Annotated in this window: 13 protein-coding genes; 5 read left to right on the top strand and 8 right to left on the bottom strand. The window is 40.0% G+C overall.

Annotated elements, in window-relative coordinates; genetic code table 11:
- Window positions 1-14: 14 nt before the first annotated feature.
- Window positions 15-1,097, bottom strand: a complete 1,083-nt coding sequence (locus D2V08_RS10580; protein ID WP_119608131.1) for an efflux RND transporter periplasmic adaptor subunit — start codon at window positions 1,095-1,097, stop codon at window positions 15-17.
- Window positions 1,098-1,244: 147 nt separating this feature from the next.
- Entirely contained in the window at window positions 1,245-1,646 is a 402-nt protein-coding gene (locus D2V08_RS10575; RefSeq protein ID WP_119608130.1) for a hypothetical protein, read from the bottom strand.
- Between the two features lie 260 nt (window positions 1,647-1,906).
- Here D2V08_RS10575 and D2V08_RS10570 point away from each other — a divergent pair, with 260 nt between their 5' ends.
- Entirely contained in the window at window positions 1,907-2,494 is a 588-nt protein-coding gene (locus tag D2V08_RS10570; RefSeq protein WP_119608129.1) for a hypothetical protein, read from the top strand.
- A 37-nt stretch (window positions 2,495-2,531) separates the two neighbouring features.
- Here D2V08_RS10570 and carB read toward each other — a convergent pair whose 3' ends face one another.
- On the bottom strand, window positions 2,532-5,384 hold the full coding sequence (gene carB / locus D2V08_RS10565) for a carbamoyl-phosphate synthase large subunit (protein ID WP_119608128.1): 2,853 nt from the start codon (window positions 5,382-5,384) through the stop codon (window positions 2,532-2,534).
- A gap of 93 nt (window positions 5,385-5,477) precedes the next feature.
- The gene (gene rpmH, locus D2V08_RS10560; protein ID WP_072882462.1) at window positions 5,478-5,636 is read right to left on the bottom strand and encodes a 50S ribosomal protein L34; all 159 of its coding nucleotides are present in this window, start codon (window positions 5,634-5,636) and stop codon (window positions 5,478-5,480) included.
- Window positions 5,637-5,805: 169 nt separating this feature from the next.
- On the opposite strand from rpmH, the gene D2V08_RS10555 reads away from it, so the two are divergent.
- Entirely contained in the window at window positions 5,806-6,321 is a 516-nt protein-coding gene (locus tag D2V08_RS10555) for a DUF2892 domain-containing protein (RefSeq protein WP_119608127.1), read from the top strand.
- Between the two features lie 200 nt (window positions 6,322-6,521).
- Window positions 6,522-7,277: a DUF6090 family protein gene (locus D2V08_RS10550; RefSeq protein ID WP_119608126.1), complete on the top strand. Its 756-nt coding sequence runs from the start codon at window positions 6,522-6,524 to the stop codon at window positions 7,275-7,277.
- Window positions 7,278-7,389: 112 nt separating this feature from the next.
- Here the strand turns inward: D2V08_RS10550 and D2V08_RS10545 are convergent, their stop codons facing one another.
- Window positions 7,390-8,874 carry a cytochrome C gene (locus tag D2V08_RS10545; RefSeq protein ID WP_245980564.1) on the bottom strand — a complete coding sequence of 495 codons (1,485 nt, stop codon included), beginning with the start codon at window positions 8,872-8,874 and terminating at the stop codon, window positions 7,390-7,392.
- A 253-nt stretch (window positions 8,875-9,127) separates the two neighbouring features.
- On the opposite strand from D2V08_RS10545, the gene D2V08_RS10540 reads away from it, so the two are divergent.
- Window positions 9,128-9,787, top strand: coding sequence for a peptidoglycan DD-metalloendopeptidase family protein (locus tag D2V08_RS10540; protein ID WP_119608124.1), 660 nt, complete (start codon window positions 9,128-9,130; stop codon window positions 9,785-9,787).
- 33 nt (window positions 9,788-9,820) lie between these two features.
- Here the strand turns inward: D2V08_RS10540 and D2V08_RS10535 are convergent, their stop codons facing one another.
- Complete coding sequence (locus tag D2V08_RS10535) at window positions 9,821-10,783, bottom strand: lytic transglycosylase domain-containing protein (protein WP_119608123.1); 963 nt, start codon at window positions 10,781-10,783, stop codon at window positions 9,821-9,823.
- A 48-nt stretch (window positions 10,784-10,831) separates the two neighbouring features.
- The gene (locus D2V08_RS10530) at window positions 10,832-11,494 is read right to left on the bottom strand and encodes an alpha/beta hydrolase family protein (protein WP_119608122.1); all 663 of its coding nucleotides are present in this window, start codon (window positions 11,492-11,494) and stop codon (window positions 10,832-10,834) included.
- Window positions 11,495-11,658: 164 nt separating this feature from the next.
- On the opposite strand from D2V08_RS10530, the gene D2V08_RS10525 reads away from it, so the two are divergent.
- Window positions 11,659-11,952 carry a GNAT family N-acetyltransferase gene (locus D2V08_RS10525; protein ID WP_119608121.1) on the top strand — a complete coding sequence of 98 codons (294 nt, stop codon included), beginning with the start codon at window positions 11,659-11,661 and terminating at the stop codon, window positions 11,950-11,952.
- Window positions 11,953-12,004: 52 nt separating this feature from the next.
- Here the strand turns inward: D2V08_RS10525 and mtaB are convergent, their stop codons facing one another.
- Window positions 12,005-13,333 (bottom strand): tRNA (N(6)-L-threonylcarbamoyladenosine(37)-C(2))-methylthiotransferase MtaB, encoded by a 1,329-nt coding sequence (gene mtaB, locus D2V08_RS10520; RefSeq protein WP_119608120.1) that lies wholly within the window; start codon window positions 13,331-13,333, stop codon window positions 12,005-12,007.
- Window positions 13,334-13,460: the final 127 nt, after the last annotated feature.

Here is a 13,460-nt window from a genome sequence, read left to right as displayed (position 1 = left end):
AGATTATGGGATTGTTACTCAGTGTACAGCTCAAGATTGGACAGTATGGATTCCGGTTTCTCAAAATCGTAGTGAATTTTCTCTCCACTTTTAACCATTCGGATACCTTCCAAGAGCACTTTGTCATTTAAAGAGAGTCCTTTTTCCACAACAAATAGATGTGGAAGTTCGGCACCTACTTCAATTTCACGCTGCTGTACCGTATCGTTCTCATCAATAACAAACACATATTTTTTGTCCAGTACTTCAAAAGTTGCCTTTTGTGGAATAAGCATGGCTTTGTCCAACGGCACCCTCATTAAGATGCTTCCCGTTTCACCATGCCTTAAAATACCATCAGGGTTGGAAAAGGTTGCCCTAAAGGCAATGTTCCCTGTTTCGTGGTTGAATTCACCTTCAATGGTCTCAACGACACCGGGCTGGTTGAATTTTTTGTTGTTTGCCATCAAAAGCTCTACCTCTTGTTTTTCATCCTTTTTAGTACTAATGATATAATCCAGATACTCGGACTCGGGAACATTAAAGTAGACCCACATTTTAGAGTTGTCGGAAAGGTTGGTCAATAATTCCCCCTCATCCAAAAGGCTTCCCTCTCTGACTTCCAAATGATCCATTATTCCATCAAACGGAGCCCGGATATCTGTAAACCCCAAATGGGTTTCTGCCAAACGAACCTCTGCTTTGGCCCTATCGTATTCTGCTTTGGCCATGGCCAGTTCGTTCGCAGATACCACATCGCCATCTGCCAAGAGTTTGGTGTTCTTGTATTCAATTTCAGCAACCTCTGCCTCTGCTTTGGCTTTTTGCAGATCGGCCTCGTACACATTGGGCATTATGTGGAACATTTGCTGTCCTTTTTTTACATGTTGCCCTTCATCCACATAAATATGCTGTAGGTATCCTTTTTCCAAAGCTCTAAGTTCAATGTGTCTAATGGAATGGATTTGACATACATAATCTTTAGTAATTGAAGTGTCCTTTTGAATAGGACTTGATACGAGATACTTGGTTTCTTCCTTGTTTTCGTGTTTTTTGGATTCGCAACTTGTATAGCTCAATGCCACAAACAAGCCGATGAAGATGGAAAATCTCCTCATAGTTTTATTGGTTTAAAAAATGTTTAGAAATGGTCAAGGGAAGTCCGAATCCGCATAAAGGGACCTACCCTTGGTTATTGATTGTTACCCAAAGGGTTGTATAAGTTTGCGAAAGAGCCCAAAGCTCAGTTCACAAAAAGTAAAATTCTAAATTCGGAATACCTGAAATCTAACGTGCTTCTTTAAGGATGAAGCGGACTTGGGTTGTGACAACCCACAATTGGTGTTAGATTCCAAAAACAATTGGCCCCAAGAAGGGTCAAAAAAATTGGCAGTTAAAAAACTGCCATACTTTAAAGAAAAACTATGTGATGCTACTTCTTCCTCACGTTCTTCTTGTTCTTCAATGTCAATTTCTGCGCAATGCCTTTTCTCTAGGCCCAATTGCATCCTATTGAACGAAGCGTAGGAATGCTGATTTTCTAAATTTTGTAGATAACAGGCATTTTCCGCTAAGGAAGTTTCTTGCGAATCTGCATATAAATTAATGAATCCTCCCAATAACAGGATGAATAGAGGAAACAAATATTTTGCAAATGCCTTTTTCATTTGGGGAACAAAACTAGCTTACCCAAACTATTCACACAAATAGTACTTGTTAATATTGGTTAAATTTTATTTGTTGGCTATTATTCTTGATGAAAATTTTGTAGCGAGGGGTGAAAAATCCATTTACCGTAAAATTAAATTTCAGGAAATAATGAGTTTTGTCTCAAAAAAGTGACGTCTAATAGAAAACTGAACAGTCTAGCACATTCACAACCATTAAAATTTTATCTTCGTTATACTTGAAATACAATAATTTCTATATGAAAATTCGCCTTTTCGTCATCATTTCGGTTATTTTTCTTCCCATAACATCATGTATTGACTCAAAAAACAAAAAAGATGATTCTGTTTTGGGGACTGAGACTTTCCATACTGTTTCCATTGATGGGAATTATAGGATGAGTATCCCTAAATTCATGACAGGAACCACGGGATTGAACGAAGAAGCTTCCTTGCAATATCAAAGTCTGCTCAAAGAGGCATATCTTCTTGTGATTGATGAACCTAAAGCTGGTTTTGAGGAAGTATATCGAGACTTGAACCAATATGATAATGAACTTTCCATTATACAGAACTACAGGGTGGCAAGACTACAACTGCTCTCCCGCAGTTCTGAAATCAACAGTAAATCCAATCCAAAGCCCATCAAAATAAACGGATTGGATGCTGAAGCCATGGAACTGGATGCCACTATCGAAGGTGTTGCCAACGAAATTTCCTATTTTTTGACCTTTGTTGAGGGTGGCGACAGGGTATATATGATTATGGCTTGGACCCTGAAAGACAAAAAGATGGAACATGAAAAAACCTTTAAAACGATTGCCGAATCTTTTGAACTAATTGATTAGGAAACCGCCTTAAAGGTTTTTATACTAGTTAATAAATTTACTTGCTCAAGTACATTTTTCTTCTCGCATACAAGTTGTAAAACTCATCATCTTTTAAGCTATCAATGAATAGGATGCTCTCCCCTGTACTCTTCATCTCAGGCCCCAAGTTTTTGTTCACGTTAGGGAACTTGTTAAAAGAGAATACTGGTTGTTTTATCGCATAACCTTCTAAATGTGGTTTAAAGTCAAAGTCCTTAATCTTCTTATCGCCCAACATTACTTTGGTTGCGTAGTTCACATATGGTTCCTTGTATGCTTTTGCAATAAACGGAACCGTACGAGACGCCCTTGGGTTGGCCTCGATAATGTACACAGTATCATCCTTGACCGCAAACTGAATATTGATTAATCCGACCGTATTCAATGCCAAAGCAATCTTTTTGGTATGGTCTTTAATTTGTTGTAATACAAACTCACCTAAGTTAAACGGTGGTAATGTGGCGTTGGAATCACCTGAATGGATTCCACACGGTTCAATATGTTCCATTATCCCAATGATGTAGACATCTTCACCGTCACAAATGGCATCTGCCTCTGCTTCAATGGCGCCATCCAAGTAGTGGTCCAACAACAATTTATTGTTTGGTATCTTTCTCAACAAATCAACCACATGGGCTTCCAACTCCTCTTTGTTGATTACGATTTTCATGCCTTGTCCACCAAGAACGTAGGAGGGTCTTACCAACAAAGGAAAGTTTAGCTCTTCGGCCAAGTCCAAGGCTTCATCCGCAGTTTCGGCCACCCCAAATCTAGGATAAGGAATGTCATTTTCTTTCAATAGTGTAGAGAAACTTCCCCTATCTTCGGCCAAATCCAAAGATTGGAAGCTAGTTCCAATGATGTTGATTCCGTATTTATCCAGTTTTTCAGCAAGCTTTAAAGCGGTTTGGCCTCCTAACTGAACAATTACACCTTCTGGTTTTTCGTGAAGGATAATATCGTAGATGTGTTCCCAGAATACGGGCTCAAAATATAATTTGTCTGCCGTGTCAAAATCTGTGGAAACGGTTTCTGGGTTACAGTTGATCATGATGGTTTCGTAACCACACTCGGCTGCCGCCAAAACACCGTGCACACAACAGTAATCAAACTCGATTCCCTGACCGATCCGGTTAGGTCCCGAACCTAGTACAACCACTTTTTTCTTATCGGTAACTACACTATCGTTAGCCACGTATTTGGTACCGTCGGCCGTCTCTATTTCTTCTTCGAAAGTAGAATAATAGTATGGAGTCACCGCTTTGAACTCAGCAGCACAGGTATCCACCAATTTATACACACGATTGATATTCAGGTCGGTTCTTTTGCTATGTACCTCGCTTTCGTAGCAATCCAACATGTGGGCAATTTGTCTATCGGCAAAACCTTTCTGCTTTGCTTCCAATAACAACGCCTTGGGCAAGCTTTCTATGGTGTATTTTGATATTTCCATTTCCAAGAAATGCAATTCCTCGTATTGTTTTAGGAACCACATATCTATCTTGGTGATTTCATGGATACGTTTTAAAGGTATTCCGAGTTGAATGGCATCGTAAATCACAAATACCCTGTCCCAACTCGGCACTCTTAATTTCTCAATAATGGTTTCGTAATCCTTGTACCCCTTCCCATCGGCGCCCAATCCATTTCGTTTGATCTCGAGGGATTGTGTAGCTTTGTGCAAGGCTTCCTGGAACGATCGTCCGATACCCATCACCTCTCCTACGGACTTCATCTGAAGACCTAGAGTTCTGTCAGAACCTTCAAACTTATCAAAATTCCAACGTGGTATTTTTACGATTACATAGTCTAAAGTTGGCTCAAACAAAGCTGATGTGGATTTGGTGATTTGGTTGTCCAACTCATCCAATGTGTAGCCAATAGCCAATTTAGCAGCGATTTTTGCAATCGGATACCCTGTTGCCTTGGAAGCCAAAGCAGACGATCTGGATACCCTTGGGTTAATCTCGATTGCAATAATATCTTCTTTCTCATCCGGACTGACGGCAAACTGTACGTTACACCCTCCTGCGAAATCACCTATACTGCGCATCATGTGGATGGCCATATCCCTCATGCGTTGGAACGTTCTGTCGGATAAGGTCATGGCAGGTGCTACTGTAATGGAATCCCCTGTGTGGATACCCATGGGGTCCATATTTTCGATGGTACAGATAATCACTACGTTGTCATTTTTGTCACGTAGCAACTCCAACTCATATTCTTTCCAGCCCATCAAGGCTTTATCAATCATTACCTCATGGATCGGAGAGACTTCCAGTCCATGGCTCAACATATCATCAAAATGTTCTGGGTCATATACGATACCTGCACCGGCACCTCCAAGGGTAAAAGAAGCCCTAATCACCAATGGGAAACCAAATTCTTGCGCGATTTCCTTTCCTTTCAGGAACGATGTTGCGGAAGCCTGTGGCGGCATGCCCACACCTATCTTGAGCATCAACTCCCTAAACTTCTCTCGGTCTTCGGTAATATTAATGGCATCAATATCAACCCCAATGATTTCTACTCCAAAATCTTCCCAAATTCCTTTTTCATCGGCCTCAATACAAAGGTTCAAAGCTGTTTGTCCACCCATAGTAGGCAATACAGCATCAATATTTGGATGATTTTTAAGTATTTCGACTATTGATTTGGTATTCAACGGTTTTAGATAAACGTGGTCCGCCATGGTCGGGTCCGTCATAATAGTGGCGGGGTTACTGTTTATTAAAATAGTTTCAATACCATCCTCCCGAAGCGACCTAAGTGCTTGGGAACCTGAATAATCGAACTCACATGCCTGACCTATAATGATTGGGCCAGAACCAATAATCAAAATGGAATTTAAAGCTTTTCTTTTGGGCATTTTCTTTAGGGGTTTCTCGTTATCTGCTTATATGTCAAAAAAAAGGTGTTACTGGAAAAGTAACACCTTTAAATTAAATAATAAATACTATCATTATTTTTTATGTCTTGGCTCAGAGGAAACAGTCAATCTCTTTCTTCCCTTGGCTCTTCTTCTCGCAAGAACTTTTCTACCATTGGCAGTCGCCATGCGCTCCCTAAAACCATGCTTGTTTCTTCTCTTTCTTTTGGATGGTTGATACGTTCTTTTCATTTCCGAACTGTTTTATTGATTTTGATGTCGGGAAACTTGTTTTCCCTAAAAAATTCTGGGCGCAAATATACAAAGACTTTTTACTTTGGCAAGCCCAAACTTAAAATATTTAATTAACTTTTTAGTACTTTTGCCAGCGCTTAACATTAGGTAAAAATCACTAGACAATATGTTCAATAAAAATATTAAGCTCGTTATTGCCGTTCTTATCATTGCTTATGCCGTGTACCAGTTTGTGGAAGGTAATATTGGTAATGGAATTGCATTGATCTTGCTATCGCTCGTATTCATTTTTCTTTACTTTAGAAATGAGTTTATCCTTTTGGCCTTTCTTAAAATGAGAAAGCAGGATTTGGATGGCGTGCAACGGTGGCTTGATAAAATAAAGAACCCGGAGGCTGCCCTAATCAAAAAACAGCAAGGGTACTTTAACTACTTGCACGGAATCATCTACTCACAAAAAAACCTGACGCAGGCCGAAAAGTACTTTAAAAAGGCTTTGAAATTTGGTTTGACCATGGATTATGATGTAGCTATGGCCAAATTGAGCTTGGCGGGCATCGCCATGCAAAAACGTAGAAAACGTGAGGCCACCCAATTGTTAAAAGAGGCCAAGAAGCTGGATAAAAACAACATGCTTACCGACCAGATCAAGATGATGCAGCAGCAGATGAAGAAGATTTAGTAACCTTCTTCCGCTTTAAACCATTTTTACATTAAATAAATGGGTAAAGTACTTGTAGCCACTAGTTGCAACAATATTGGCCTGTTCCATTTTGTGCTTGATTTTACCAAAATATTTATCGAACTTCACTCAGAGGTCATTGCTAATTAAAGCATTCTATTACTTTATAGTTATGTTACACTATGACCAATCTAAGTGTCATGATAAAATTCTATCGAAAAATCAGGCGTCAATTACTTTCTGAAAACAAAATCAGGAAATATTTACTATACGCAATTGGAGAAATTATACTTGTTGTCATAGGAATTTTGATTGCTTTGCAAATCAACAATTGGAATACCGAGAGAAAAAACGAAGAAATTAAAAAATCCTATTACGTTCAGATATTGCAGGATCTTGAGAAAGACGAGCTCCTAATGAATAAAGGAAATGTGCTGATCGATTCCTTTTTTGTTCGATTGGCAGCTTATCAGAAAAACTTTAGAGAGAATGAACTTTCCCTTTGGGAGGCATCAACAGAGATTGGCAAGGTGTTTTCCACCGAAAATGCGCACGGTTGGAATTTTGAGACCAACACCAATACCATCACAACTTTAATAAATACAGGCGATATTAAATTATTTCCCACTGAAATACGAAATAAAATCCTTGATTTTAAATACAAGCAATCTGGATTAATTGATTATACCAAATCACAAAACCTTGTTATTTCAAATGCGAGCATAATTACCCAAAAACTTTATGGAGGTTCCGACATGCCCACCCGAATTGGTAATCAGCCCAAAATTTTGGCATATTTTGGCGACGACAAGATTGCACTCAAAAGCCTACTTGAGTTAGAAGCAATTTTATATGAGCAATCACAACTCTTAAAAAACGGCATGGACCGAAACAAAGAACTGATTCAGGACATTCAAGTTCTTAAGACAGCATTACATAAAGAATTAGAGGAATAGCCCTTGTAAAAAAATCCTTGAAAAGATGTTTATCTAAAAAACAGCTTATATAAAACAAAAATGATTCTTCTTTGTTATTTAGAAATAATACTTTCTATAGCCCCAATTGTTCTTATAAACACATCATATAAGCAGTAATGGCATCTTTCTCCTCTTTGGTCAAATCTAACTCTAGAACGATATTAAAAAACTCGGTGGCATCAGCCAAAGTAGGCAATCTATCATCGTGAAGATAAGGTGGTGAATCTTTAATACCTCTCAAAGGAAAAGTTTTAATCGGTCCCTCTGGCCTACCTTTATAAAAACGCTCTATTTTTAAATCGTGCATATAATCATCTACAAAAGCGGGACCATAATGACATTGAGCACATTTGGCCTTCCCGCGGAACAATTCCTGTCCCAACAATTCTTGCTTAGTGGATTTTTCGGGAATCAAGTTACCCATACCGTCGAGTTTAGGTGCTGGTGGAAAATCAAGGATGGAATTAAAGTCTCCCATACGATTAGTTACTTCTCTCTTTTGGCTACGCGGACCAATGTGTTGTTGCATGCCCGGATCACCATCAAAATATTCCTCAACCTCTGCAAAGTGGTCCATACTGCGTATAGATCTTTTAGAGGACAACAGCATCAAATTATAATTTCCGCGCATGGTCGGTGTTCCCACTCTTAACCTTGCTAAGTTGGGACGACTATCCGGACCAAGCTCAAAGGCACCATTGGTATGCCCGTTTACGTGACATGAAAAACAGGATACCCCGGCACTGGGAGCCTCGGTCACCCTATGGGTGGTATGATTGAACCATGTGGTTGGAGATGGACGCAACAGTTCCTTTAAGCCCTCCATTTGTTCTGGAGTAAGAAGACCGTTGAAAATCTCGTAGTAATTGGCAATTGTCACCTCCCTGCCTTTGGTTACATCGCCCAACTCCTTATGTGTTGTCAAAAACATCGGGGGTGGGAACTCGGGTAGGTATTCCACTGGAAAGTCATGATCCATATCGATTCTGACATGCTCTGGATGGGCTTCGTTCCAATTGTCCGGAAACACCATATGAGCGGTTGATGCCAACGGATGAGCCAAAGGTTTAAAAGGGAACAAATCCCTTTCCCTGATCTCAAATGCCGTAAGCTCGGACAATTCCTCAAAGGACTTAACACCTTTAGGCAATCTAGCAATCGGACCTTTCATGATTGGATTTCTTCCTCCAGACATGAATTTCCCTTCATATACCTCACCGTTGAAATCGTAACGTGAGTCCATATATTCTCTCACATCTACCATAAGTTCCGGCTTCTGCTTTTTATTAAAGGCCAACCACTCTTCCCACGACATGCGCAAATCAGGGGTTGTGAACGATGTTTTTCCCTTTCCCCCATATCGCCAAAGATCAAATGGAGTACGCTCTCCTTTTTTTACATCAGGAAATGGCAATAGAGAATCAACATGACTTGGACCAAGTTCATAATCCGGTTCTACATAATCCGAAATCACCACGCCGGGGGATTGTAGCAAGTGTAATTGGTCGTTGACCATCTGAAAACCAGCCAAAAGCAGCCCTGCAATAAGACAAATGGCAATAATTCTTTTCTTCATAATTTATGTTCCCAAAAATTTCAAGTGCATAAGTATACTACTTTTCTTAAAAAAATCATAAAATTACCCTAGGCGATATTAATTCAAAGAGATTTAATGCTTCAATGGTAAAATTTTTACGTCTATTTCTATGAATTCTCAACGGAGCAATAACTATAGTTCTGTCTCGTTCACTAAAAATCATCGAATTCATGTTCAGCTAATCGTTCTATAGCTACATTTGTGAAGGTTTATATTTTTGCGAAACTTACCTATGTACTATCCACTATGCCTTAATGGCGTCAATATCTATCCATTATTTGGTAATTTCTTAAAAGGAAGGCCATATATCTTTGATTTTTCATCCAACAATCCAAAAACGCTGGAATATCCCCTCTTTGATTTCAAGCAGTTTAACACCATGGTTTTTGAAGAATTGGACGCCTCTTCCCTCCAATGGGGAATTGGCAAATATTTAGAAGAACGGAAAAATCTCCTAAGAGCATACCCAAATATTATTGAAGAACAACGGTATTATCATTTAGGTCTGGATATTATTGTGCCTTTTAATACTCCAATGTATTCTCCGATGGATGCCGAGGTCTATAAGACAGGAAAAGAAACTACGGTTGGTAATTATGGAGGATACATCGTACTAAAACATGATATTAACGGGGTCGTTTTTTATTCTTTCTATGGGCACTTAAAAACTCCGCACTTGGTAAATGCTGGTGACCACATCAAGGCTGGTCAAAAATTCGCCCATATTGGAGAAGAAAGTGACAGCGGCGGTTGGTTTTGCCATGTGCACTTGCAAATTCTTACGCAAGAAGCTATCGACGATGGTTATATCGATTGGGGATACATCTCGCCAGAATTACTGCCAAAAGTGGAAAAGTATTTCCCTTCGCCTTACTTTCTGTTCAAATATTAAAAAGAATATTACGGGAAAATGGAAACTAAAAACCTACTTCCCAGTACTCCCCACTCGGTAATACCCTTTGTCCGGAATTTCGATAGTGTACTTTTTTCTTGAGGAATTGTTCAAGTATGGTTCGCGCAACCAAGGGTTGTGGCGTTTCAATACTTTGTAGTTGATTTCGTAAAGAGATGCGAAATCGGCCCAGCTGGTCACAGCCGTATCCACTTCTACCTTAAATGTGGGGACCTTTGCATACATATCCTCCTCATCTAGCTGAAAACCGTACTTGTCACGGTTGGAGATAATTTCTTTAATGGCCAAAATACGAAACACGTAGCGTCCCGTCTCTTGCCCTAACAGCAAATCATAATAATCATCCACTTGCTGAATATCCATATATTTTTGTACTCCAGCAGGTCCCGCGTTGTATGCAGCAGCAGTTAAAGTCCAACTACCAAAACGGTCTTTCCATTTGTTTAAATAATCACAAGCTACTTGGGTCGCTTTTTCCACATGGTAACGCTCATCTACATTATCGTTCACTTCAAGACCATATTCTCTCCCGGTTCCCCTCATAATTTGCCAAAAACCCGTAGCGCCCGCAGGAGAGACCACATTTTGCAGACCGCTCTCAGCAACGGCCAAATATTTAAAATCATCAGGGATACCATTCTTTTTAAGAATAGGCTCAATAATCGGGAAGTATTTATTGGCCCTTTTCATCAATAACAGTGCATTCGACTGCCAATAGGTGTTCACCAAAAACTCACGATCCACACGCTCCATAATCTCAGGGTCTTCTTGCGGCACAGTTTCTCCTGCAAAATTTAGATCTTCCGGAATTTCTATCGCACTTATCTGGTAAGTATCCGCAACATTTTTATCTGTAGTTTCCTTTTCCTTTACCTCTGGTTTTTCTTCTACTTCATTCGACTGCACGGCAAAAATTAACGTGCTCACAACGGCAATCAATCCAATAAAAGCCAAAATGTTCTTCATCTGTTTCATCGCTTCCCTTTTTTGTTATAATGTAAAGATACTATTATATAGACGAAATTATTTCAAAATAATTGTGGGGAGGTGCTCATTAAACCATCTATACCGATGAATGATCATGGTATGCGTGCCATTTTTTACCGGAATACAATCCTTGATGTTGCTTATTGGGAAAACGGCATCCCGGTCTCCTTGAATGTGAACTACGTTTTTGGACGGAGTCTCTTGACTCCAATTCACAATCTGATCAATGGACCAATCGATATAATATTTGTCGCGTATCGATAAATACTTCTCGTACAAGTGCAGGCGTTTGGTCACTGTTTCACCAAAAGCGTATTTGGCCAACAATTCCACATTGTTCACTAAGCCCGTGGGCAACAATTTATGAACCTTGGTGTACTTGGCGAAAATCATTCTCTTGGGAAGCTCGTGCTTGCTTTTCACCGAGGATACCACAATAACTTTTCGGGTCGGGATGATTTTGGCCATCTCCTGCACCAACATGCCACCAAACGATACCCCTACCAAAACAGGGTCAGATTCGGGTATGTTTTCGCACATCTTTTGCGCATAATCGGTTAGACCCATCCCCTTTTCAGGGACAAACCAGTCCAAAGTATGGATTTCAAATTGATTTTCGGGAAGTTTGATGTCTTCAAAAATAGAAGAATTGGCAGCCATTCCCGGCATTAGGTAAACATGGATTTTATTGTCGGACATATCGCACCAAATATCGACAAGGACTAGGAAATTAGCAATATTTTGACTACTTTTGTATCCCTTTTGCAGCTTACCCCGCCAAATGAACACATTTTTTTAATCAGGGGATTACGGAATTACCCTTCAGGGTACTTCCACAGAGTCATTAAAAAAACAAGTACTATATGACAACATTGGAAATCACTGACAATAGTTTCTTACGTCAATTTGAAACTAAGGTCAATGGGCATTTAGCCAAAATTGAGTACTCTTCACAGGAGCGCAAAGTATTTTTAACCAAACTGGTTATTCCGGAAGAAATTACAAAAGAGGGTTTTAAAGAGGAATTTATCAAAGCCGTTTTAAACGAAATTCAGGAAAACGACCTTAGAGTCGTACCTACCAGCCCTCAAATTGCAGGTTTTTTAAGAAAAAATAGGCAATACAAAGAAATGTTACCAGTTGGTATCCGTATCTGATACTGCTAACCATTAGTAAAGTATTTAAATCCTCCTAAATTAGGAGGTTTTTTTATGCCAATACTTCGTTGGTAACAAACTCAAACCGAACCAAGCCATCATCGTCAATATCGGTAAGTTCCACTTGGTGCAAGGTGTTCACCAAAGTAGGATTCCAAGGAGCTTTCACCTTTACATAGTTTTCTGTGAACCCATGGATGTAGCCTTTTTTGTTTTCCCCTTCGAACAAAACGGTCCGTATACTCCCCAACTGACTCTCATAAAAAGCCCTTCGTTTTTTAGCTGATAGTCCGCGGAGCATCTTACTGCGCTTGCTACGTACTTTTTTAGGAACCACTTCGTCCATTTCGGCAGCCACGGTATTATCCCTTTCGGAATACGTAAAAACGTGTAGGTAAGAAATATCCAATTCGTTCAAGAAATGATAAGTCTCCAAGAAATGTTCGTCGGTTTCTCCTGGGAAGCCAACAATTACATCCACCCCAATGCAGGCATGTGGCATCGCGGTTTTAATACGCTTTACCCTATCCACATATAAATTGGATAAATAACGGCGGCGCATCTTTTTTAAGATATCATCGCTCCCACTCTGCAACGGTACGTGAAAATGAGGCACAAAGGAATTACTCTGAACCACAAAATCTATCGTCTCGTTCTTTAGCAAATTCGGCTCAATGGAAGAGATACGAAGGCGGTGAATACCATCAATGGTATCCAAGGCCTTTACCAAATCCAAAAAAGTATGTTCGTGCTTTTTATTGCCGAACTCCCCTTTTCCGTAGTCTCCAATGTTCACGCCTGTTAAAACGATTTCTTTGATGTCTTTTGATGCAATTTCTTTGGCATTGTTCAGCACATTGTCCAAAGAATCGCTACGTGAAATCCCTCGCGCCAACGGAATGGTACAATACGTGCATTTATAATCACAACCATCCTGAACCTTCAAAAAGGCACGGGTACGGTCACCAATGGCATAACTGCCCACATAAAAATCGGCTTCTTCTATCTCACAGGAATGTACCTCCCCCCTATCATTTTTGGCAAGGTCGTTTAGGTAATCGGTAATCTTGAATTTTTCTGTGGCCCCAAGTACCAAATCCACACCATCCACAGCAGCTAATTCTTCGGGTTTGAGCTGGGCATAGCAGCCCACCGCAGCCACAAAAGCTTCTGGATTGGCTTTTTGGGCTTGCTTTACAATAGTTTTAAAACGCTTATCCGCATTTTCGGTCACAGAACAGGTATTGATTACATACACATCCGCTTTTTCGGAAAAGTCCACACGCTCAAACTCCTCCTTTTCAAAACCTCGCGCAATCGTAGAGGTTTCGGAGAAATTAAGCTTACAGCCCAGAGTGTAAAATGCAACCTTTTTGTTCATATGCCAGCCTTGCGTTTTAGGGGCGCAAAGATAGTGATTTGTTGGGAGTTATCGCAAAGGGTTGATGGTTGATGGATTCTTGGATGATTGCTCATTTTAAACATGGACCCTGAGCGGAGTCGAAGGG

The sequence above is a fragment of the Flagellimonas lutimaris genome, from assembly GCF_003581615.1.
Lineage (GTDB): Bacteria > Bacteroidota > Bacteroidia > Flavobacteriales > Flavobacteriaceae > Flagellimonas > Flagellimonas lutimaris.
Note: the sequence above shows the minus strand (reverse complement) of the source record. Positions and strands in the feature narration are given on the sequence as shown.

Bases quoted from the DNA above. Each gene is read 5' to 3' on its own strand.
- D2V08_RS10580 (WP_119608131.1), bottom strand. From the start codon at position 1,097: ATGAGGAGATTTTCCATCTTCATCGGCTTGTTTGTGGCATTGAGCTAT.
- D2V08_RS10575 (WP_119608130.1), bottom strand. From the start codon at position 1,646: ATGAAAAAGGCATTTGCAAAATATTTGTTTCCTCTATTCATCCTGTTA.
- D2V08_RS10570 (WP_119608129.1), top strand. From the start codon at position 1,907: ATGAAAATTCGCCTTTTCGTCATCATTTCGGTTATTTTTCTTCCCATA.
- carB (WP_119608128.1), bottom strand. From the start codon at position 5,384: ATGCCCAAAAGAAAAGCTTTAAATTCCATTTTGATTATTGGTTCTGGC.
- rpmH (WP_072882462.1), bottom strand. From the start codon at position 5,636: ATGAAAAGAACGTATCAACCATCCAAAAGAAAGAGAAGAAACAAGCAT.
- D2V08_RS10555 (WP_119608127.1), top strand. From the start codon at position 5,806: ATGTTCAATAAAAATATTAAGCTCGTTATTGCCGTTCTTATCATTGCT.
- D2V08_RS10550 (WP_119608126.1), top strand. From the start codon at position 6,522: ATGATAAAATTCTATCGAAAAATCAGGCGTCAATTACTTTCTGAAAAC.
- D2V08_RS10545 (WP_245980564.1), bottom strand. From the start codon at position 8,874: ATGAAGAAAAGAATTATTGCCATTTGTCTTATTGCAGGGCTGCTTTTG.
- D2V08_RS10540 (WP_119608124.1), top strand. From the start codon at position 9,128: ATGTACTATCCACTATGCCTTAATGGCGTCAATATCTATCCATTATTT.
- D2V08_RS10535 (WP_119608123.1), bottom strand. From the start codon at position 10,783: ATGAAACAGATGAAGAACATTTTGGCTTTTATTGGATTGATTGCCGTT.
- D2V08_RS10530 (WP_119608122.1), bottom strand. From the start codon at position 11,494: ATGTCCGACAATAAAATCCATGTTTACCTAATGCCGGGAATGGCTGCC.
- D2V08_RS10525 (WP_119608121.1), top strand. From the start codon at position 11,659: ATGACAACATTGGAAATCACTGACAATAGTTTCTTACGTCAATTTGAA.
- mtaB (WP_119608120.1), bottom strand. From the start codon at position 13,333: ATGAACAAAAAGGTTGCATTTTACACTCTGGGCTGTAAGCTTAATTTC.